Below are 21,200 nucleotides of genomic sequence, written 5' to 3'. Positions count from 1 at the left end.
GTTATAGGCCAGATTTAAGGCTGGCTTCAATAAATTTGTCTAGGTTACCGTCAAGTACCGATTGGGTATTGCGGTTTTCAACGCCGGTGCGTAAATCTTTAATGCGCGAGTCATCAAGAACGTATGAACGAATTTGACTGCCCCAACCAATATCTGATTTTGCATCTTCTTGCGTTTGTTTTTCAGCATTTTGCTGCTGTAGCTCAAGCTCAAATAATTTAGCTTTTAATTGCTTCATTGCTTGGGCTTTATTTTTATGCTGCGAACGCTCGTTTTGACATTGCACTACCGTATTTGTAGGCACGTGAGTAATACGTACTGCCGATTCGGTGGTGTTAACGTGCTGACCACCTGCGCCCGATGCACGGTACACGTCTATACGTAAGTCAGACGGATTAATATCAATTTCAATATTGTCGTCTATCTCTGGGTATACAAACGCAGAGGCAAAAGATGTATGACGACGGCCACTTGAGTCAAATGGGCTTTTACGAACTAAACGGTGTACGCCTGTTTCTGTACGTAACCAACCGTAAGCGTATTCACCAACAAAGCGAACTGTTGCGCCTTTTATTCCAGCTACATCGCCATCGGTTGCTTCTACTAGCTCAACTTTAAAGCCTTTTGCTTCGCCCCAGCGTAGGTACATGCGAAGTAACATGTTACACCAGTCTTGAGCTTCAGTGCCGCCTGAACCTGATTGTAAATCAAGGTATGCATCATTTGCGTCGTGCGTGCCCGAAAACATTCGACGAAACTCTAAACCTTCTAATTGCTCGTTTAGGCCTTCAAGCTCTGCATTTGCTTCGTCAAAGGTGTCTTCGTCTTCCGCTTCTATTGCAAGCTCAAGCAAGCCTTCAACGTCATCAGCGCCAGCAACTAAGTTGTCGATTGTTTCAACAACCGCCTCTAATGCTGACTTTTCACGGCCAAGTGCCTGTGCGCGTTCAGGTTCATTCCATACAGCTGAATCTTCAAGTTCGGCGTTAACTTCTTCTAGGCGCTCTTGTTTAAGAGCGTAGTCAAAGGTACCCCCGAAGCAGTTCAGTACGATCGCGAATTTCCTTGATTTGATTAATCACAGGATTCACTTCAAACATGTACATTACTCCAAAATGGCTAGATTATTACGGCCCGACTTGAGGAATACCCGCAATAAATTATCGTCAAATGATAAAAACGCCCGATTTTAACAAAAAATCGCGCGCTTTATTAGCCTTTTATGCATGTATTGTGCATATTTTTTAGTGCACTTTTTCAAGTTCTCGTACAATTAGCTGCAAGCTAAATTTACCTCTAAACTCGTTTATATCAAGTTGATAAGCCACTTTAACGAAGCGTGCTGCGGTATCTGGCCACTCTTTTACGTCTATACCAAAAGCAATAGCGTCAACTAATCGCCCTGATTGATGTTTAAGCACCAGTTTTAAATGCTTTTCACCAACAATACGTTGCTGAATTATTTCAAAGGTATGTTCAAACACAGGCTCTGGAAATTGCTGCCCCCATGGACCTGATTGCTTTAATAATTGGGCAAACTCCATGGTAAAGCAGTCGTTTGGCAGCTCGCCGTCGGTAAACACAATGCAACGCTTACTTTCTTCGCTTAATTGCGCACTTACTGCGGCATCAAACGCTTTTTTAAAGTCGTTAAAATTTTGCTCGTCTATGCTTAAACCCGCCGCCATTGCATGGCCACCAAACTTATTTATTAAATGGGGCGTGGCGGTATTTAACCCTTCGAGTAGGTCACGCATATGCAGCCCCTCAATGGAACGGCACGAGCCTTTAATTTCGCCGTTTTCGCCACCAGCAAAAATAACCGTTGGGCGATGGTATTTTTCTTTTAAACGGCCAGCCAAAATACCAATTACGCCTTGGTGCCAGTCATCTTGAAATAAACAAATAGCATCAGGAATGTTATCGTCGCTAAAGGCGAGCCTATCAAGCACGGCTTGCGCTTCAGCTTGCATACCTTGCTCTATTTCACGCCTTGCATGGTTTAAGCTGTCGAGTTCGCTTGCTATACGCCTTGCTTGGTTTATATCGTTACTCAGTAAACAAGCTATACCCAAACTCATGTCGTCTAGTCGCCCTGCTGCGTTTAACCGCGGCGCAAGCGAAAAACCAAAATCGCTGGCGCTTAGGCGTGCTGCATTTCGGTTAGCCACTTCAATAAGTGCTGTGATACCTGGGCGTGTTTTACCACTGCGAATACGCGCTAAGCCTTGGTGTACTAATGTTCGGTTATTTGCATCAAGCGCAACTACATCAGCTACCGTACCTAACGCAACTATGTCTAATAAGTTTGCTAAATTAGGCGGCGCTTGTTGTGTAAAGTAACCTTGTTCGCGCATTAGGCTTCTTAGCGCAATTAATAAGTAAAACGCCACGCCTACACCGGCAATAGACTTTGACGGAAAGTTACATTCGTGCCTGTTTGGATTTACAATGGCGTCGGCATTTGGAAGCTGCTCACCTTGTAAATGGTGATCTGTAACCAACACTTTTATACCTACCGATTTTAAAATATCAATACCGGCAATACAGGATATACCGTTATCTACGGTGATCACTAAATCGGGTTTTATTTGTACTATTTGTTCGGCCAGTGCGGGGCTTAAGCCATAACCTAAACTAAAGCGGTCTGGAATAAGGTAATCTAAATTTTGAAAACCAAACATTTGCAACCCCTGCATTAAGGTTGCAGTACTGGTTGCGCCATCGGCATCAAAGTCGCCCACAATTAAAATGTGGCTTTGCGCTTTGAGCGCATCGACGAGTAATGCACTTGCCTTGTCGATGTCTTTAAACAATTTATAGTCGTGAAGCGTAGCAACACCGTTATCGAGCTCTTGGGCATCAACCACACGACGATTCGCGTAAATTTGTTTTATAACCGGATGCAAATGACTCGGTAGGTGCGAGTCGTTAACGTTTTCGCGCGCAATGATCAGTTTTTTCATGCAGGTTTTTTAACTTATTGAGTCGTATTAAAAAGACAAAAAAAGGCCATTAAGGCCTTTTTGTAAGCGTAAACACGTTATTAAGATGCTTTATTAGCATCTAACGCTGCTTTTAATGCTGCAGCAGGTTGGTAACCTGGGATCATTGTGCCATCGTCTAAAATAATGGCTGGCGTGCCACTAATACCAAAGCTTTGGCCTAGTTGATAATGCTCAGCAATGGGTGCACTACAGCCTGCAACTGCCGTGGTGCTCTCACCAGCTTTAGCTTCTGTTAACGCCTCTTGTTGATCTTTTGCACACCATACATTCATTAAATCTGCATAGCCTGAACCTTGTAGGCCACCACGTGGAAACGCTAAGTACTTAACGGTAATACCCGCATCAAGTAAATCGTTTAGCTCACGGTGTAATTTACGACAATAACCACAGCTAATATCGGTAAATACAGTGATGCTGTGTTTTTCGTTTGGTGCTTTGTACACAATCATCGACTCTTCGTATTCTGTAATACCTTCAGCACGCACGCTATTTAAAGCTTGTTCTGTTAGGTTATTACGGTTGTCTAAATCGATTAACGTGCCTTGCATTAAAAACTGGCCGTCTGGGCTTGCGTATAGCACGCCTTTGTTTGTAATTAGCTCTTTTAAACCAGCTACAGGGCTTGGATTTATTTGCTTAACCGTAACGCCAAGTGCCGCAAACTTAGTAACAATAGGATCATTAGCATTTGGCGTTACTGCAACGTCATTTGCCAATGCACTCATACTTGTGCACAACATGGCACCTGCTAACATTAATTTTTTCATAACTTCTCTCTATCCTAAAAATACTTAATATATTGACCGGCTTAATACTATTTAATTTCAAATTAAGCGCGCGGATGATGCTGCGCGTGTACCGATTTTAACCGTTCATTAGCAACATGAGTATAAATTTGCGTTGTTGATAGGTCGCTGTGTCCCAGCATCATTTGCACAACACGTAAATCGGCCCCATGATTTAATAAATGCGTAGCAAATGCATGGCGCAATGTGTGGGGTGATAATGGCGATTCAACCGATGCCAAAATAGCATAGTGTTTGATTCTATGCCAAAAGGTTTGTCGAGTCATGCCTACACCACGCTTTGACGGAAATACAAAGTCGGTGGCGTGTTTGATCATTTGTGAGCGCCCAACTTTTAAAAAAAGCTCAAGCCAATGCATGGCTTCTTCGCCCAATGGCACTAAACGCTCTTTGTTGCCTTTACCTTTTACAAACACAACTGCTTGGCGTAAGTTAATTTGCTCCATACGTAGCCCAACCAACTCACTGACACGCAGGCCTGTGGCGTAAAGTAACTCAAGCATCGCCTTATCACGTAACCCCATGGGTTCTTCAGTATTGGGGGCGTTAAGAAGCGCTTCTACTTCAGTTTCAGAAAGTGTTTTAGGTAACGATTGCCCCGCTTTGGGTTGGGCAATATTTAGCATTGGTGTGTCGGTAATCATTTTTTCACGCACAAAGTACTGATAAAACCGTTTTAGCGCACTGATACTTCGCGCTGTACTGCGCGGCTTTAGGCCTAAATCAACCCGATGCGCTAAGTAGCTTTCAATGTCGTGCCCTGTTACCGCCATTAAGTTTTCGCCTTTTAAAAACTGGCAAAACTTATCTAAATCGCTTCGGTAAGCACTTAATGTGTTTTCGCTTACACCTTGCTCTAAATAAAGGCTATCTAAAAAGGTTTCTAGGTAGTCGCTATTGGTGCTCATACTGCTTTTATTTTCTGAAAAATCGTCAGATAGCGTTGTCACATTATGCTCTCATGTTTTGCTAAGGTATCAATTAAAAATACCTTACGGTAAACTTGAGCCTATCATATCAGGCAATTACACAGTGATAAATACGATGCAAATTGGTTTATTTTTTGGCTCTACTACGTGCTACACCGAAATGGCAGCAGAAAAAATTCGTGACCTTATTGGTGACGATATAGTCAGCCTTCACAATATTAAAGACGAACCACTAAAAAATGCAGAGCAGTACGACTTTATCATCTTTGGTATTTCAACATGGGACTTTGGCGAAATACAAGAAGACTGGGAGTCAAAATGGGACGACATCAAAGACGTAAACCTAAATGGTAAAACCATTGCTTTATTTGGCATGGGCGACCAGCAAGGTTACGGACAGTGGTTTCAAGACGCTCTGGGTATGCTGCACGACGAAATAAACACACAAACATTTACACAACTTGGCTTTTGGCCGAACGACAGCAGCTACGAATTTGAAGCCTCAAAAGCACTCACCCCCGACAGCAAACAGTTTGTAGGACTCGCCCTTGACGAAGACAGCCAGTACGAGCTGAGCGATGAGCGCATTGCGACTTGGGTTGAGCAAGTAATGACCGAGTACGGCGAAACGCTTTAACTGCTTAAGCGGAATGTTTGTGGTAAAAAGCCAAACACACTTAGGTGTTTGGCTTTATTATTAATGTGCAACGCTAAATTTAACGAATAGGTTTAAAAGCTACGAATATCTACACTTGAGCTATTAAATTTAAACATATTAATTTTTCCGCACTGTGCCACATGGTTAGTACTGGCAAAGGGTATATTAGCTTGGTTAATATTGCTTTCCCAACCTTGACCATTTTTTACAAATGCTTTTACCTCAAACCACCCATTTACCGCTTTGCTACAATCCATATCTACATCTAGCATCCAGTAGTGTTCACCCCAAATATTAAGCGGTGTAACGCCAAAACCGTCGTTGCTCACTGTTTTTTGTGTACCATACGCATTTGGCCACACAATTGTAGTCCAATCGGCTGCGGTACCTTCTGCCTGGGCGCTTTGCCCGCTTTCAATACCGTACCAATCTAGATAGTTATCGTTTGCTTTCCATGGGCTTGTAGTGGCATTTTTTAAATTGTTATGACGAATAGGCATCGCGCATTCAACATTGGTTGTTTGGCAGTTTCTTCCTAAATTTGTATTGGCATAGGTATGATCTATTCCGCCGCGTACAAACATGTCTTGCCCACTTTGAGTTTGTGCGTTAATAAAAATGACGGTACGCTGCCAATCACCACTCGGATTTGAAGTCGAACCTTGTGATAACTTAGCGTTTTTATGAATTGCCATCGCATCCCAAGGTGCCACATTTAAATTAATAGTGCCGTTACTATTAACTGAAATAACCTCACCGCTACAACTTTTAGCATCGCCCGACAATTCACCTTTTAATACATTACAATATTGGCCAGGCGCCATGTCTGTTTGCACAGTGGCATTGAGCGCTGCGTCTTCTTTGTTAATGGCCATATGACCTGAGCTACCGCGGCCAAATGAAATCTGATTATTCGTGTTATCCCACCAATTTGTCACAGCCCAGTTGCCGGCGGTGTTATTTCTAAAATCGACGCCACCCGCTATGTATGACCAACGATGCTCACATTTCCAATTGCTTGCAAAACATTCTAAATTACCACTGTTATGAACGGGAACACTCGGCCCGCCCGCATCGGTATCACCATGGAAATCGTAACTCGACATTACTTTTGGATAACCATACGGATACGCCAACATAAATACGTTAGCTAGGTCGTATAAGCGGCCATCTTCAAAGGTAATTACATTACCCGCACCACCGTGCCCCCGCTGATTGTCGTGATTATCAACAAATACTACCGCCGATGAGCTTGGCATAAAGCCCCACCCTTCACCAAAATTACTTAGCCACGCAAGCGAGCCGTTTCTAAATGTATTACCGAGTTGTGTACTGTATTTAAACTCGGTAACTAGCCCTGTACTTAAGTACTCAGAGGCATCAACGGCTTCTGATCCTTGATCGATCACTTCATGAAACACTAACGGCGAGCCATTTATTTTAGCCATAAGGCTTTGAATATCGCTAGCAGCTACGTGTTTAGCCGCGTCAAACCTAAAGCCTTTTACTCCAATAGCTTGAAGGTCATTAATATAAGCCGCTATGGTATTTTGCACGTAATTTGAAGATGTGTTTAAGTCGGCAAGTCCTACTAACTCGCAGTTTTGAACCCGATAACGGTTATTACCGTAATCTTCTGGATTTATACTACAGCTTTCATGAAAGTCTTGTGGGCTATAAATTGGGTATTGTTTATTCCCAAACGTGCTACCCGCTACGCCATTCCCACTCCCAGCTGCCATATGATTAATTAGGGTATCTACATAAATATCGACCCCTGCACTTTTACAACGGTTAACCATATCTACAAACTGCGTTCTGTTACCGCCTCGGCTTTGCAGTTTGTAGCTTACAGGTTGATAGCGAGTCCACCATTGGTTACCAGTAATGTGCTCGTTAGGCGGAGATACTTGTACAGCAGCATACCCTTTTGGCCCCAAAAACTGCTCGCATTCTTGTGCAACATCGGGCCAACTCCATTCAAATAAATGAACAAACGTAGTGGGTGCAGCAGCTGCAAGATTAGGCAAAAGCAAACCTAGGCTTAAACCGGCGGTGGTGACAATTTTATTCAGCTTCATAGTGTGTGTTTCCAAATGTTGGCGAGCTAAACAACATGCTCTTCGTTATTTACAAGTGGTTAACACTAGTCTTGGGGTTGATTAAATAACAACTGAATACGTATGCATTATGGGTAAACTATCCTTTATTATTAGATAATCTCCCACATAGTTACGCCATTTTTAAATAAAACGCCTTACACAAAGCAACGTAATCAGTGGTGTAGTTGTTGTTTAACTCTCTGATGCATAGCGTTGAATTGTCGGTTTGTGATTGTAGGTAGCTAAATGTCATTAAACTGCGGCTTATAGGTTTGCTAGGTGTCGCTTTTACTTGGCAGTGTGCATTTAAATAAAGTCCATGTTTAACGGCAAGTTCAATAAATACCTCAGCCTCAGTGCTTGGCAGTATTAAACAAAACCGTGACTGTGAATGACTTAGTTGCTTAAAGGCGTTAATTAACTCCTCAAAGCTTAATCCATCAGTGTGGCGTGCAGTGTTTCGGGCGGCATTATTGCCTTTTAGACTGTGATTAAAATAAGGCGGATTAGAAATGATGACATCAAAGGGAGCATCACTATTAAAGCTTTGAATAGTTTGGTGCTTAATAGTTATATTGGGCCACGGACTATTCGCTACGTTTTGTACTGCTTGATTGTATGCGTTTTTATCTATTTCAACCGCGGTAATACTCAATGTAGGCCTGCGCTGCTTACACATTAACGCCAATAACCCTGTGCCTGTGCCAATATCTAATAACGTGTTTGCATCTGTTAAGTTTGCCCACGCGCCAAGCAAAATGCCGTCGGTTGAAACCTTCATTGCGCAATGGTCGTGTTCAACCTTAAATTGTTTAAATGCAAAACCAGACATTTTTTCACCTTTTCATTCACCAAGCGCAGCATAGCGCGTATAATCAAGGTAATTGTCCACTATTTTAGACACTCTATGCAATTTTCTGAATTTGATCTTGATACTAAATTACTCGATGCCATTAACAAAATGGGTTACGAGACGCCAACCAGTATTCAACAGCAAGCTATTCCTGAAGCCCTTCAGGGACGTGATATTTTAGCGTCTGCGCCAACTGGCACAGGTAAAACAGCGGCATTTTTAATTCCTGCTATTCAATACTTATTGGATTTTCCGCGCCGTGAACCTGGTTTTGCCCGCGTATTAATAATGACCCCAACACGTGAGCTAGCTTATCAAATTCATGAGCAATGTGAGTTACTAGCCAAACGTACACACCTAAAAATAGGTGTAGTAACCGGCGGTATTAACTACGGAACGCATAAAGAAATTTTTGAAAAAAATAACGACGTGTTAATTGCCACTCCAGGGCGATTAATGGAATACCTTGAAACTGAAAACTTTCATGCTGAACATGTCGAAATGCTTATTATTGATGAAGCCGACCGTATGCTAGACATGGGTTTCAAGAAAGAAATGAGCCGTATTTGTGACGAAGCTAAAAACCGCCGTCAGTGCTTTTTATTCTCAGCAACCCTTGAGGGTGACAGCGTAGAGCGATTTGCAGAAACCACATTAAACGATCCGGCTTTGTTAGAAGCTGAGTCGTCTCGTAAAGAAAAAGCTAAAATTCACCAGTGGGTTCATCTTGCTGATGATTACCACCATAAACTCGAGCTTTTAGTCAATACCCTTAACGGCCCAGACGTTAGTAAAGCTATTGTGTTTGTTAAAACCCGTGAACGTTTAGAAACTCTCATTGGTGAATTAACTAATAACGGTGTAAAAGCCGCTTGGCTGCGAGGTGAAATGCCACAAGACAAGCGCATGAAAGCAATGGAAAACTTTCATAGTGGCCGCACTAAAATATTAATTGCAACAGATGTAGCTGCTCGCGGTATTGACGTATCTGACATTAGCCACGTTATTAACTTTGATATGCCACGTACCGCCGACGTATATGTTCACCGTATTGGCCGTACGGGTCGTGCAGGTAAAAAAGGTATCGCTATATCATTAGTGGAAGCGCACGATATTGGTATTTTGTACAAAGTAGAACGCTACATTGAACAAAAGCTTAAACGCCGTGTAATTAAAGGAATAGAGCCTCAGCATAAAGAGGCTAAGCCACCGGTTAAAAAGCGCAAAGATCCGGTAAAAATGAAAGCAAAGAAAAAAGCGAAAGTTAAAAAGAAAAAGTAACTTAGCATATTTACCAAAGCCGGCGTATGCCGGCTTTTTAATACGTGTAACATATGTAACCGGTGCATGTAACACCTACCCATTTAAATGTAATTATTGCCCACCTGAATTCCCACTTAATAAAATAACCTTATATTTCAATAAATTAAAACTGGCACTGAACTTGTAATATTAAACACAGAATAGCCAGAGTATTTAATGGTTTGGTTAAATTTTTAATTGATATAAAAGGATTGAGTTATGAACCGCTTAAAGTTAACTATCGCGTTAGTTTCGTTTTGTTGTTTATTTTTGTTAGCCTGCGCTACCAAAGTGAGTGCAGCAACACACCTAGCCGTAGTCAGCAGCGTAGCAACTCAACCTAACCTTCAGCAAACCATTACCAGCACACTTCGTACTAACCCCAACTTTGCATTAAGCAATATTCGCGTACAGGTTAAAGATGGCGAGGTAGTATTACATGGTCAAGCGCAAACCGGTTTTGAACGTGCGCTTGCTCAAAAGTTTTTAGAAAATATGGATGGTGTTAAAATCATCCGTAACAAAATCAGTGTTATTTAAATCGCATTTTTATTAATTCAATTGATCCTAGGCGCAGCATGTTGCTCCAACACATGCTGCGCTTTTTTGTGCCAGTAGTTACTTGCAACTCACATTAACTACAAAAATTAAACTCGCTTTAATTACCTCTGATTTACCACCTAATACCAATTGTAAATTGCATACATTGCAACCTAATATTTGCCTTAATAATCAGCCCTTTAAATAATAAATTCATATTAAGCCTAGGCCTGTTTAACTGCCATTATTAAAGCGTGTTCTATCAAGGAGCAACATAATTACGGTGCGCGATTTGTGACCCAGTAAGCTCAGTACCTACTCCTGCATTATTTTAATGACTACGCCTATGTACGTATACCTTAAAGTCGTATACAGCTTATACGCCCTACTTGCTCTTTATTACCTATTCTTTAGGCAACAAGAAAGAACAACCTATGAGAGGAACTCAAAAGTTACTGCATGTTTTATATTTATGTGCATTATCGTCGGTTTCGGGAAGTAACTACAAAATAGGCTTAGCCTTATCGATTTATCATATACCCCGCTTCCAATTTCACCCCAAAAGCTAAATAGGCCTTAATCAATAATTAATTAACGCTGCTCTCACCTTCTCAAGCGCACAAATAGCCATAAAAAATGCAGCTTTATAAAGCTGCATTTAACTGTTTTGACTCATAAGTCATCTTTACTTAAGCCCACAACACGTATTTAAATGTAAAATTGCGTTACGAGTGAGTAAATAATTCCCACTGATATTAATGGCTCATTTATTCGTTTTGGCTTGAATCTGCTCTACCAGCGTTGCCTTTATTTGATGATTGCTGGTTAATTTTATCGCTGATCATGGCATCGAGTTTTTCACCGCCTTTAATACCAAAATCGAGCGTGCGAATAGGGAATGGAATACTAATATCAGCTTCATCCAACGCTTGTTTAACGGCGACTACGCCTTTATGGCGCACTGTCATAAAGTCTGGTTCACCTGGGTATTTAATCCAAAACCACACCAATAAATTAATGCTACTGTCGCCAAAGCCTTCGGCATAGACATCGGTTTCGTTTTTACGAATAACAAAGTCCAAATCGTTAATCTTATTTACAATAACTTCTTTGGCTTTTTCAATGTCGTCACCATACGAAATGCCTACTGGTACCTCTATGCGTCTAACTCCAAGTGTGGTGTAATTTTTTAACACATTCCTAAATAATACCTTGTTAGGTACTAAAATTAACTGCCCGTAAAAGCTCTCTATCAGCGTATTACGCAGGTTTATTGAGTGTACTGAACCAAACACGTCGTCTGTTTCTATAACGTCTCCTGTTTTAAAGGGCTTGCGTATACCCATTGCTATGCCCGCAATCAAGTTTTCGGTCATATCTTGAAACGCAAAACCTATGGCTAAGCCAACAATACCCGCACCGGCTAATAAAGAGGTAACCGTACCTTTTAACCCCACAAAATCCAGCGCTATAAATACCCCAACACACAGCACAATAACCTTAAATATTGACGCCATTAAATCGGCTATTTGTTGAGAGTCGAGTGAACGGCGCAATATGTTTTTCATTAGGTTGCCAGCAAAGCGCGCTAACATTGAAAATACAATGGCAATAATAACCGCCACTATAAAATTAGGAATGTGGCTTATAACAACATCAAACCAACCGCCGAGTTTTTCTTCGATAAGTTTTTCGGCTTCTGTTATCGAGGGTATGCTGATCATTTTTGTGCACCTATGAGTAAATAATAATGTGAATACTTAACCCATGTTTGCAAGTTTAGCGCCAGCATATAAAAAGCCATGCATTGCATGGCTTTTTGAGTATATGTTTAGCTGTATTTAACGCGTTAGCTTTGTTCGTCGCGCATAAATACCGGCTCTAACTCTTTAGTTGTTGCCTCAGCGCTAAAGTAATAACCTGCAACGGTAAATTCTTTTAGCTGACTTAACTGCGTTACTTGGTTTTCTATAATGTAACGCGCCATCATGCCACGCGCTTTTTTAGCGTAAAAGCTAATGACCTTATATTGCCCATTTTTACAGTCTTTAAAGTGCGGCGTAATAATTTGCGCGTTAAGCGCTTTTTTATCTACCGCTTTAAAGTATTCGTTAGAGGCAAGGTTAACGAGGTATTGTGCATCTTGTGCTTTTATTACTTCGTTTAGTTTGTCAGCAATAATACTGCCCCAAAACTCATACAGGTTTTTACCTCGTGAGTTTTCAAGCTTAGTGCCCATTTCTAGTCGGTACGCTTGCATTAAATCAAGCGGCTTTAATAGGCCATATAATCCAGATAATATACGCAAATGACTTTGCGCGTAATCAAGGTCGCTTGCAGTTAACGTGCTCGCCTCTAACCCACCGTATACATCACCATTAAAAGCAAGCGCGGCTTGTTTGGCGTTATTAATGGTAAAGGGTTGAGACCATTCGCTAAAGCGAGCAGCGTTAAGACCAGAAAGCTTATCGCTAATTTTCATTAAACTGCCAATTTGCGCAGGTGTTAGTTCACGGCATACTTTCATGAGTTCCTCGCTGTGCTCGAGTAATTCAGGCTGAGTGAACTTATCGGTTGCCGGTGGCGTGTCGTAATCAAGATTTTTTGCAGGTGAAATAACAGTGATCATAGTTAGCTATTGACTTGTAAATTATTTAATGTCAATTTCAACATTAAATGAAACGAAAAGCACGTTTTGTTTAAATAAATCCTCCCTTAAAAATTCATACATGGCCGTTTTTAATTGATAAGGACATAAGACCTATCAAGCATTGTCACACTGTTGCAGTATGGATGTTATATATTAAGGGTAGATTATTCTTTTAACTTGCTTGGAATGAGGAAAGCAAATGACTTCAGCTCTACAAAGGCTAAAACAACATTCATCTATCGTAGCCGACACTGGCGATATTGAAGCGATCAAAAAGCATCAACCAGAAGATGCAACCACAAACCCGTCGCTTTTATTAAAGGCAAGCGAGATTGAAGCTTATAAGCCTTACCTAGATAAAGCTTGGAGCTATGCAAAAGAAATCGAGCAAGAGCCAGCTAAACAACTTGAGCTAGCATGTGACTATTTTGCTGTATTACTTGGTAAAGAAATTAGTGAAATTGTACCAGGTTATATTTCTACAGAAGTAGATGCTCGTTTATCGTTTGATACTCAAGCAACTATTGATAAAGCACACACATTACTTAGCCTTTACGAAAAAGAAGGCGTAATCAAAGACAAAATTTTAATTAAAGTTGCGTCTACGTGGGAAGGTATTAAAGCCGCTGAGCAGTTAGAAAAAGAAGGGACTAAATGTAACCTTACTTTATTATTTAGCGACGCCCAAGCCCGTGCATGTGCTGATGCAAATGTATTTCTAATCTCGCCATTTGTGGGCCGTATTTTAGATTGGCACGTTGCTAACGGCATGGAAAAACCAACGGATCCACTACAAGATCCAGGTGTTCAATCAGTACGCAGCATTTTTGAATTTTACAAACGTCATGACTACAAAACAGTAGTGATGGGCGCAAGTTTCCGTAATACGGGCGAAATTATTGCCCTTACAGGTTGTGACAAGCTAACTATTAGCCCTAACCTTTTAGAAGACTTAGGTAACCTTGAAGGCGCACAAGAATATTTACTAGAAAGTGATATTCCTAAAGAGCCAAAACCTGAGCCGCTTACAGAAGCGCAATTCCGTTGGTTACATAACCAAGATGCAATGGCAACTGAAAAGCTAGCTGAAGGTATTCGCTCTTTTGCTGATGCACAAGAACAGCTAGAAGCACGTTTTAAAGCAATGTAATTTGCTGAAAAAAATAAAAAAGCGCCGTATTAATTGCGGCGTTTTTTTATGCCTGTAAATTGCGGACTAATAAATCGACCTCCCTCACATCTTTTATCTATAGAAAAATAACTCTCATCGGCTTAAATTTTTTCGTGAACTGTATTGCAAGTGTTAATATTTAAAAACAATACTTTACTTGTATAAATCTTCATTTAACCATCACAACTTTGTAACATCTCTGTCACTTTTTTATTCTATTTTAGCTTTGCCTGTGGTATAGGTAATCTTGAGGTCAATAAAATCAATAGGAGAAGTTCATGGATAGCCTAAACGATATATTAGAGATACTAGAAGGTCCTGATGAAAAAAGAAAAACCTCTCAGAAGAACAAAAAAAGAAAATGGCGCGAAATAGAAGCAATAAAAGATAAACAACGTCTACGTAAGGAATTAGAGGAATTTGATTACTTTGCAGAGACAATTGCAATTGATGAGCTAGATTTTTAATCTCTATACCCACCAATTACACAAAAGCCCTCATTTATGAGGGCTTTTTTAATGCTCAAACTTATTTAACTAAACCTGCCAATTTATGGGTTTTTTACCTTGCTTTAACAGCAGTTCGTTAGTTTTCGAAAAGTGCTTACAACCAAAAAAGCCTCGATGAGCCGACAGCGGCGACGGATGCGGACCACTCAAAATAGAGTGGCGAGTGCTATCTATGCCTTTTCCTTTTTTTTGCGCATGCGCTCCCCACAAAATAAACACAACCCCATCACAGTTCGCGTTAATATGAGCAATAACATTATCAGTAAATTGCTCCCAGCCTAAATGTTTATGCGAGTGCGCTTGTCCTTGCTCTACCGTTAAAACAGTATTTAGTAAAAATACACCTTGCTGCGCCCAGGTTTGCAAGTAACCATGTTCAGGAATAACAAAACCCTCAATATCTGTAGCTAGCTCTTTGTACATATTTTTAAGCGAGGGTGGCAATTTTTTTACCTCTGGCAGAACAGAAAAACATAATCCGTGAGCTTGCCCTTCGCCGTGGTAAGGGTCTTGCCCTAAAATGACCACCCTAATATCGTTTAGAGGCGTGACATTAAATGCATTAAATACGAGCGATTCAGGGGGATAAACAGCAACACCTTGCGCTCGGCGGTTTTCGACTGCGTTTAAGGTTTTCTGCATATAAGGTTGCTGTAACTCGTTGTGTAAAAATGTATCCCAGTCGCTCATTGCATACTCTTTATTTGTTTTCGTGACGCGTCAATTTTACCACACATATCCGCCAGTCCGTCTAGCATACGTGGTGTAAAACGGTGAAGTAAATCGGCGTTAACGTGAATAAACTGATTATTTTTAACCGCAGGTACCTCTGGCCAAGCCTGCCAATTAACATTTGGCTGCGGGGTATTAGACTTTTCGTCTGGAATAATAATCACCTGAGGCTTAGTAACAATAACATTTTCAATGCTGATCTGTGGATAAGGGGTCGTGCTATTAGCAAACACATTATTTACGTGACAGGTATTTACTAGTTGACCAATCCATGTGCTTTCACCGATGGTCATCATTGGCTCGGCCCATAACTGATAAAAGCCAGATATAGGCTGCTTCCCTTGCTGGTTTTTAATAATAGCGGTTAACTTTTGCTTAAAAGCTTTAGCAACCTGTTGGCTTTGCTTTTCGTACCCTGTTAGTTTACCAAGTGTTAGTAGCTCAGTTTGCACGCCTTCTATGGTTGTAGGGTTACTTAAATGAACTTTAATACCCAAGCGCTCTATTTGTGCGATATCTTCCTGCTGATTTCCGCTTTTCCAAGCAATCACTAAATCAGGTTTTAAGGCTAATAATTTCTCAAGAGAAATACCATAGTACCCGCCAATGCGAGCTATATTTTTTGCTTCATGTGGATAATCGGCATAGTCAACGGTACCCACAATATTGCTGCCTGCACCAATGGCAAATAGGTTTTCAACTATGTGTGGGGCGAGTGCAACTATACGTAGTTTTTTAAGCTCAGGCTCTGCGTTCGCCACTGCATTGCTCTGTAAACTAAACAGCAGTAACCCTATAAAAAGCAATTTAACCACTAGTAATCAAACCCTTCTAGTGCTTTTACCCCTGAGTCGAATGCGTGTTTTACATTACGTACTTCGCTGACTGTATCGGCAAGATCAGTCAATGTTCTGTGGGCTGCGCGCCCCGTGATAATAACCGATTGCATAGCCGGGCGATTATTAAGTGCGCTTACTACTTCGTCTAAGTCGATATAACCATAAGTCACCATATAGGTTAGCTCATCAAGTAATACTAGGTTAATACTACTGTCGGCAAGCATGCGCTTTGCCTCTTGCCATGTTGCTTGTGCTGCTAAGGTATCGGCTTCTTTATTTTGTGTATCCCACGTAAAGCCAGTATTCATTACAGCAAATTCAACTCCTGCGCCTTGTAATAAATTACGCTCACCACACTCCCATGTCCCTTTTATGAATTGGCACACAGCGGCTTTTTGACCGTGGCCAACACAGCGTGCTACCACGCCAAAACCAGAAGTCGATTTACCTTTACCATTACCAGTAATAACCTGAAAAATACCTTTAACCTCTTGCGCGGCTTCAACACGGGCATCTACGTGTTCTTTTACTTTTTGCTGGCGCTGTTTGTGTTTGTCGTTTGTTTGTTCAGTCATTATTGTGCCCTTTATAAATCGAGGTAATTTGCGCTATATCTAAATGTGTTTCGCACATGGTTGCTAAACGCGCTAACTGCTGTTCGCGGTGTGTATCAATACTTATTGGATCAATATTTAAATCTGGCTTTACCCATTTTAAAATTTCTATCGTGGCGTTGGGCTCATCAAATAAACCGTGTAAATAAGTGCCCGCAATTGCGTTATCGTCACTTATAAAACCATCGGTTTTAAATCCATGTGGATGGTCATTAAAAGTTAAAAATGGCTTATTAAGCGCGGCCCCTTTACTAATACCTGCATGTATTTCGTAGCCGCTACACGGTGTTTGTAAATCATTTAGCTGCATCGTCGCTGATAATTTAGAGAGTACTTTTTGCGTGCTCAGTGTGGTTTCAAAATCACATAAGGCCAACCCATCCACACTTTTTAATGACGACTCAACACCCTCAGGGTCGTAAATTATGTTACCCAGCATTTGCATGCCACCACAAATTCCAAGTACTTTGCCACCGTAGCGTAAGTGGCGTTTTATCTGATTATCCCACCCTTCGTCTATCAAAAAGGTTAAATCGCCAAGTACGTTTTTACTACCAGGCAATATAATAAGATCAACATCAGGAATGACCTGCGTATGACGTATATAGTTAACATTAATATTTGGGTGTAAACGCAGTGCATCAAAATCGGTATGGTTACTAATATGCGGTACTAATAATATTGCAATATTGATAGTTGCATGGGTAACATTATTGTTTATTGCAACAGCGTCTTCCGCGTCGAGAGTTAAATCGTGAAGGTATGGCAGTACTCCTAAAACAGGCTTACTCGTGTATTGCTCTAACCAATCAAGCCCTCCTTGCAGCAAACTTATATCACCTCTAAAACGGTTAATTACAAACCCTTTTACACGTGCTTGCTCTGATTCGCTAAGTAATGCCAATGTTCCCACTAAATGAGCAAATACACCGCCTTTATCTATATCGGCAATGATGATCACCGGACAGTCTACTTTTTCAGCGTAGCCCATGTTAGCGATGTCGTTTTCACGCAGGTTTATTTCAGCAGGGCTTCCCGCACCCTCAACCAATAAAAGCTCAAACCGTTTTGCTAAACGCTCGTGTGATGTAATGACGGCATCCATAGCGACTTTTTTATAATCGTGGTATCTACCCGCTTCCATGTTGCTAATCGCTTTACCATGAATAATAACTTGGGCGCCTGTATCGCTATTGGGTTTAAGTAATATCGGGTTAAAGTCGGTTTCGGGTTCTACCTTAGCAGCAATAGCTTGCAAAGCTTGCGCACGGCCAATTTCGCCACCGTCGCTTGTCACTGCGCTATTGAGTGCCATATTTTGTGGCTTAAACGGTGCGACTTTTATGCCTTGATTTGCAAATACTCGACAAAGCGCAGCCACTAAGGTGCTTTTTCCTGCATCAGAGGTAGTGCCCTGTATCATGAGTGTTTTCATGGCTATACCTTCGACTTCCTAAAAAAGAGTAAGCTTAAGAAAAACGCACTACCCATAGCGGCCGTGATCACCCCTACTGGCAACTCTTGATTTTGTAGTAAAGAACGAGACAGTACATCGACCCACACCATAAATGTCCCCCCCACTAAGCTAGTTATTAACAGCCCTGCAACGGTTCCCTGCGAGATAAAAAAACGCACAATATGTGGCACCATTAATCCAACAAAACCAATACCGCCACACATTGCCACCAGCACAGCGGTTATTAATGAGCTTAAAATTAACATTACTAACCTAAATTGTTTCACTTTAACACCAAGGGTTATGGCACTTTCGTCACCTAATAACATGGCATTAAGCTGGCGCCTAAAACTAATCATTACGCAGGTGCACATTGTAATTACTAAAAATGGTACCCATAGTATTGCCCACTGCGCACGTGCAAAACTTCCTAAGGTCCAAAATAAAATAGCTGCAACGGCTTGCGGCTCACTCCAATAAAGCAACAAACTCGTAAATGCGCTAAATAAAAACGAGAGCGCAACACCGGCAAGTAACATAGACTCAACTTGCCCGCCCTGCTGCCTTGTGGCAATTAATACAAGTAAGCTCATTGCTAATAAGCTACCAAGCAAGGCTGCTGCCGAAAGCATAAAACCCGCGCTAATTCCTACAAATGCCATAAGTACAACTACACCAAACGAAGCACCTGACGATATACCGAATAAGTAAGGATCTGCTAATGGGTTACGTGTCACGGTTTGTAAAATTAACCCAGCAATAGCTAACCCCGCACCGGCTAAAAACGCCAATAATGTTCGGGGCATTCTTAATTCGAAAATAATACGGCTGGTGAATGAAGCATCATTTAAATAAATAAAACTGTTAAATACATCCTGTATTGAGGTATCTGCAGCACCAAAGCTCAATGCTAAAAATAAACTGACTAAGGTAAAAGTAATACAGATAATTAGTGCAACTGAATGGCGTACATGGATGGCAAACATATTATTTATAACCATAAAAGTAGGTAATATGAGGCGTAACTTTACCCATTTGAGATTCTTGAGGATGATTACTAACCTGAGCGCATACACCAAATACATCATCAAGCATGTGCTCAGTGAGTACTTCTGCGGGCGAACCGGTATGCGTTATTTCTCCGTTTTTAATGACTACGAGCTCATCGCAAAGAGCCGCGGCTAAATTAAGATCATGAAATGAAGCAAACACCGTAACACCAAGAGATTTTGCCAGCTCCATAACCTGTATTTGGTATTTAACATCTAGGTGGCTAGTGGGTTCATCCATTATTAACAGCTGGGGTTGTTGAACAATAGCACGTGCAATGAGCGCACGTTGTTTTTCTCCTCCAGAGAGCGATTCAAAATTTTGATTGGTGTGCTGCTCAAGCCCTACCGTTTTTATAGCGTAAGTGATCTGTGTTTTTTCGCTTTGTGATGTAGAGCTAAATAACGATTTATGAGGAGTCAGGCCAAGAGCCACAACATCAAATAACGACAAATTAAAATGCGATGGCGCCTCTTGCAAAACAACAGCAACGCACTTTGCATATTCGTCACTTTTAAGCTGCCAAATATCATGGTTATTAAACTCTACAATCCCTTCATTAGGCTTATTAAAACGATATAAACAACGCAGTAAACTCGACTTACCTGCACCATTAGGGCCAATTAAGCCCACAAATTTACCTTCGGGTATTTGCACATTAATGTGTTTGAGAATAGATTTATTTGCTATTCCCCACGAGAGATCTTGAACGTTTAATAATGGTGCTTTAGTTTGCAATACTCTGTCCTAGACACGAGTACCCACTTGTAATGCAACCACCAAAAAGGAGTACATTAAAATTAGCATGAGTAGGCCCGCTCATTAAAAATTGATTTGTATCTGACTTATAGCACAGTGCTAATTACAGTTGCGGGAACAGTTGAGGAATTGCACCTCATTCCAAATGAAGCTCTATTATGGGCGGGTAAGTAAATAATTTAAAGCAAAAAAAACCGCGCTAATAACAGCGCGGTTAAAAAGGGAGTGTTTTAACTAATCGTTAAAACTTATATTCCATACCTAAACCTAAGTAATCTTGGTCTACGTTGTTGTCCATATCAAAGCTTGAGTAAAAGCCAAATACTTTAATGTTTTTGTTAAGCTTGTGATCAACACCCACTGAAATAGCTGTTTTATCATCACTATCGTCAAAGTCCATTGCTTGGTACTGAACTTTAAACGTGTTTTTACCCATGCTGTATGCTGCATTTAATAAGTAACCGTCACCTTCAGCTGAACCGTCTACTTTTTCTTGTGTTTGGTACATAGCACCTAGTTTAAAGTCTTCAACTTTACCTTGGATTGACGCACGTACTACATCGTAGCCATTTACTTCGCTGTCAGCTGCAATTGAGGCATATACCGCACTCTTTTTAAGCGCTGAATCACCGTAAGTTACTGCCATTGAGTAACCGTTATCAGCGTCTACATCGTCCTCAGCAATAAAAGTAGCAAGTACTTTAAAACCTTCGTATGAGTTAGAAGTATACGTGATTGAATCACCTAAACGGTTTTCACCCTTGAATACGTTTTTAATATCGCCTTCAAGGTCATTAAATAAATCTAGTTTACCTTGCGCTTGTTTAAATGCAGTGTCGTTACGACCCACTACTACCTGACCAAACGAGCCTTTAACACCAACATATTGGTTACGCGCAGAAATATTATCGTCGTCGCCTTTTGAATCTGCATCTGTTACGTCAACTTGAAACTCAAACTTATAAACTGCTTCTAAGCCATCGGTAATTTTTTCAGAACCTTTAAGGCCAAAACGAGATGCATTACTTTTAATTTCAGTGAACGACCCTTCGCCGTCATCTGTAGACTGAACAGTCACATTTGCTTTACCGTAAACATCAACGTCAGCAAGTACATTAAAAGATAAACCACTTAGCAAAGCGACACATAAGCTCGATTTTACAAATTTCATGTTATTTCCTCGATAATCACAAAAGACTAATTTTTAAAACGACTGCAGTTT

At 40.9% G+C, this 21,200-nt stretch carries 20 protein-coding genes and 1 riboswitch; of the genes, 5 read left to right on the top strand and 15 right to left on the bottom strand.

The window, feature by feature from the left end:
* Position 1: 1 nt before the first annotated feature.
* The 4 genes from prfB to xerD all read right to left on the bottom strand — a co-directional run bounded on the left by prfB (position 2) and on the right by xerD (position 4,764).
* Positions 2-1,100 (bottom strand): peptide chain release factor 2 gene (gene prfB / locus ACFI34_RS05080; RefSeq protein ID WP_096801177.1). Its coding sequence is split into 2 segments (ribosomal slippage): positions 2-1,024 and positions 1,026-1,100, totalling 1,098 coding nucleotides; the frame shifts between segments, so codons are not numbered across the junction.
* Between the two features lie 144 nt (positions 1,101-1,244).
* Positions 1,245-2,966, bottom strand: coding sequence for a single-stranded-DNA-specific exonuclease RecJ (gene recJ, locus ACFI34_RS05075; protein WP_462672642.1), 1,722 nt, complete (start codon positions 2,964-2,966; stop codon positions 1,245-1,247).
* 80 nt (positions 2,967-3,046) lie between these two features.
* Positions 3,047-3,775, bottom strand: coding sequence for a bifunctional protein-disulfide isomerase/oxidoreductase DsbC (dsbC, locus tag ACFI34_RS05070; RefSeq protein WP_006793140.1), 729 nt, complete (start codon positions 3,773-3,775; stop codon positions 3,047-3,049).
* 62 nt (positions 3,776-3,837) lie between these two features.
* On the bottom strand, positions 3,838-4,764 hold the full coding sequence (gene xerD / locus ACFI34_RS05065; RefSeq protein WP_462672641.1) for a site-specific tyrosine recombinase XerD: 927 nt from the start codon (positions 4,762-4,764) through the stop codon (positions 3,838-3,840).
* Between the two features lie 94 nt (positions 4,765-4,858).
* Between xerD and fldB the strand changes: the two genes are divergently transcribed.
* On the top strand, positions 4,859-5,380 hold the full coding sequence (fldB, locus tag ACFI34_RS05060; protein WP_462672673.1) for a flavodoxin FldB: 522 nt from the start codon (positions 4,859-4,861) through the stop codon (positions 5,378-5,380).
* Between the two features lie 92 nt (positions 5,381-5,472).
* Here the strand turns inward: fldB and ACFI34_RS05055 are convergent, their stop codons facing one another.
* Both ACFI34_RS05055 and ACFI34_RS05050 read right to left on the bottom strand, forming a co-directional pair.
* On the bottom strand, positions 5,473-7,482 hold the full coding sequence (locus ACFI34_RS05055) for an alpha-amylase (protein WP_462672640.1): 2,010 nt from the start codon (positions 7,480-7,482) through the stop codon (positions 5,473-5,475).
* A 151-nt stretch (positions 7,483-7,633) separates the two neighbouring features.
* Complete coding sequence (locus ACFI34_RS05050) at positions 7,634-8,335, bottom strand: tRNA1(Val) (adenine(37)-N6)-methyltransferase (RefSeq protein ID WP_462672639.1); 702 nt, start codon at positions 8,333-8,335, stop codon at positions 7,634-7,636.
* Positions 8,336-8,410: 75 nt separating this feature from the next.
* Here ACFI34_RS05050 and srmB point away from each other — a divergent pair, with 75 nt between their 5' ends.
* Positions 8,411-9,637, top strand: a complete 1,227-nt coding sequence (srmB, locus tag ACFI34_RS05045) for an ATP-dependent RNA helicase SrmB (RefSeq protein WP_462672638.1) — start codon at positions 8,411-8,413, stop codon at positions 9,635-9,637.
* A 240-nt stretch (positions 9,638-9,877) separates the two neighbouring features.
* A complete protein-coding gene (locus tag ACFI34_RS05040; RefSeq protein WP_006793146.1) occupies positions 9,878-10,198 on the top strand; it encodes a BON domain-containing protein in 321 nt (106 codons plus the stop codon).
* A gap of 767 nt (positions 10,199-10,965) precedes the next feature.
* Here the strand turns inward: ACFI34_RS05040 and ACFI34_RS05035 are convergent.
* Both ACFI34_RS05035 and yaaA read right to left on the bottom strand, forming a co-directional pair.
* A complete protein-coding gene (locus ACFI34_RS05035; RefSeq protein ID WP_462672637.1) occupies positions 10,966-11,922 on the bottom strand; it encodes a mechanosensitive ion channel family protein in 957 nt (318 codons plus the stop codon).
* A 125-nt stretch (positions 11,923-12,047) separates the two neighbouring features.
* Positions 12,048-12,827, bottom strand: coding sequence for a peroxide stress protein YaaA (gene yaaA / locus ACFI34_RS05030; RefSeq protein ID WP_462672636.1), 780 nt, complete (start codon positions 12,825-12,827; stop codon positions 12,048-12,050).
* Positions 12,828-13,047: 220 nt separating this feature from the next.
* On the opposite strand from yaaA, the gene tal reads away from it, so the two are divergent.
* Positions 13,048-13,998: a transaldolase gene (gene tal / locus ACFI34_RS05025; protein ID WP_462672635.1), complete on the top strand. Its 951-nt coding sequence runs from the start codon at positions 13,048-13,050 to the stop codon at positions 13,996-13,998.
* 299 nt (positions 13,999-14,297) lie between these two features.
* Positions 14,298-14,486 carry a DUF3545 family protein gene (locus tag ACFI34_RS05020; protein ID WP_462672634.1) on the top strand — a complete coding sequence of 63 codons (189 nt, stop codon included), beginning with the start codon at positions 14,298-14,300 and terminating at the stop codon, positions 14,484-14,486.
* 69 nt (positions 14,487-14,555) lie between these two features.
* Here ACFI34_RS05020 and ung read toward each other — a convergent pair whose 3' ends face one another.
* From ung to ACFI34_RS04985, 7 genes are all read right to left on the bottom strand, one after another.
* Complete coding sequence (ung, locus tag ACFI34_RS05015) at positions 14,556-15,218, bottom strand: uracil-DNA glycosylase (protein ID WP_462672633.1); 663 nt, start codon at positions 15,216-15,218, stop codon at positions 14,556-14,558.
* Positions 15,215-16,075: a cobalamin-binding protein gene (locus ACFI34_RS05010; protein ID WP_462672632.1), complete on the bottom strand. Its 861-nt coding sequence runs from the start codon at positions 16,073-16,075 to the stop codon at positions 15,215-15,217. Before ACFI34_RS05010 ends, ung begins: the two co-directional genes overlap by 4 nt.
* Positions 16,075-16,674 carry a cob(I)yrinic acid a,c-diamide adenosyltransferase gene (cobO, locus tag ACFI34_RS05005; RefSeq protein WP_058405860.1) on the bottom strand — a complete coding sequence of 200 codons (600 nt, stop codon included), beginning with the start codon at positions 16,672-16,674 and terminating at the stop codon, positions 16,075-16,077. Before cobO ends, ACFI34_RS05010 begins: the two co-directional genes overlap by 1 nt.
* Positions 16,667-18,148 (bottom strand): cobyric acid synthase, encoded by a 1,482-nt coding sequence (locus tag ACFI34_RS05000; protein WP_462672631.1) that lies wholly within the window; start codon positions 18,146-18,148, stop codon positions 16,667-16,669. The genes cobO and ACFI34_RS05000 overlap by 8 nt, the downstream gene beginning before the upstream one ends.
* A 2-nt stretch (positions 18,149-18,150) precedes the next feature.
* A complete protein-coding gene (locus ACFI34_RS04995; RefSeq protein WP_462672630.1) occupies positions 18,151-19,155 on the bottom strand; it encodes a FecCD family ABC transporter permease in 1,005 nt (334 codons plus the stop codon).
* A 1-nt stretch (position 19,156) separates the two neighbouring features.
* On the bottom strand, positions 19,157-19,957 hold the full coding sequence (locus ACFI34_RS04990) for an ABC transporter ATP-binding protein (protein WP_462672629.1): 801 nt from the start codon (positions 19,955-19,957) through the stop codon (positions 19,157-19,159).
* Between the two features lie 76 nt (positions 19,958-20,033).
* Positions 20,034-20,172: riboswitch (cobalamin riboswitch) on the bottom strand.
* A 47-nt stretch (positions 20,173-20,219) separates the two neighbouring features.
* Positions 20,220-21,149 carry a porin gene (locus tag ACFI34_RS04985; protein ID WP_039038258.1) on the bottom strand — a complete coding sequence of 310 codons (930 nt, stop codon included), beginning with the start codon at positions 21,147-21,149 and terminating at the stop codon, positions 20,220-20,222.
* Positions 21,150-21,200 lie beyond the last annotated feature (51 nt).

The sequence above is a fragment of the Pseudoalteromonas sp. PSi26 genome (assembly GCF_054960575.1).
This window is presented reverse-complemented; position numbering and strand designations above follow the sequence as displayed.

What these genes read in the sequence shown, in the direction of transcription:
- ACFI34_RS04995 (WP_462672630.1), bottom strand. Translation starts at nt 19,155, where the DNA reads ATGTTTGCCATCCATGTACGCCATTCAGTTGCACTAATTATCTGTATT.
- fldB (WP_462672673.1), top strand. Translation starts at nt 4,859, where the DNA reads ATGCAAATTGGTTTATTTTTTGGCTCTACTACGTGCTACACCGAAATG.
- ung (WP_462672633.1), bottom strand. Translation starts at nt 15,218, where the DNA reads ATGAGCGACTGGGATACATTTTTACACAACGAGTTACAGCAACCTTAT.
- yaaA (WP_462672636.1), bottom strand. Translation starts at nt 12,827, where the DNA reads ATGATCACTGTTATTTCACCTGCAAAAAATCTTGATTACGACACGCCA.
- ACFI34_RS05035 (WP_462672637.1), bottom strand. Translation starts at nt 11,922, where the DNA reads ATGATCAGCATACCCTCGATAACAGAAGCCGAAAAACTTATCGAAGAA.
- dsbC (WP_006793140.1), bottom strand. Translation starts at nt 3,775, where the DNA reads ATGAAAAAATTAATGTTAGCAGGTGCCATGTTGTGCACAAGTATGAGT.
- ACFI34_RS05020 (WP_462672634.1), top strand. Translation starts at nt 14,298, where the DNA reads ATGGATAGCCTAAACGATATATTAGAGATACTAGAAGGTCCTGATGAA.
- ACFI34_RS04985 (WP_039038258.1), bottom strand. Translation starts at nt 21,149, where the DNA reads ATGAAATTTGTAAAATCGAGCTTATGTGTCGCTTTGCTAAGTGGTTTA.
- cobO (WP_058405860.1), bottom strand. Translation starts at nt 16,674, where the DNA reads ATGACTGAACAAACAAACGACAAACACAAACAGCGCCAGCAAAAAGTA.
- recJ (WP_462672642.1), bottom strand. Translation starts at nt 2,966, where the DNA reads ATGAAAAAACTGATCATTGCGCGCGAAAACGTTAACGACTCGCACCTA.
- ACFI34_RS05000 (WP_462672631.1), bottom strand. Translation starts at nt 18,148, where the DNA reads ATGAAAACACTCATGATACAGGGCACTACCTCTGATGCAGGAAAAAGC.
- ACFI34_RS05050 (WP_462672639.1), bottom strand. Translation starts at nt 8,335, where the DNA reads ATGTCTGGTTTTGCATTTAAACAATTTAAGGTTGAACACGACCATTGC.
- ACFI34_RS05055 (WP_462672640.1), bottom strand. Translation starts at nt 7,482, where the DNA reads ATGAAGCTGAATAAAATTGTCACCACCGCCGGTTTAAGCCTAGGTTTG.
- tal (WP_462672635.1), top strand. Translation starts at nt 13,048, where the DNA reads ATGACTTCAGCTCTACAAAGGCTAAAACAACATTCATCTATCGTAGCC.
- ACFI34_RS05040 (WP_006793146.1), top strand. Translation starts at nt 9,878, where the DNA reads ATGAACCGCTTAAAGTTAACTATCGCGTTAGTTTCGTTTTGTTGTTTA.
- srmB (WP_462672638.1), top strand. Translation starts at nt 8,411, where the DNA reads ATGCAATTTTCTGAATTTGATCTTGATACTAAATTACTCGATGCCATT.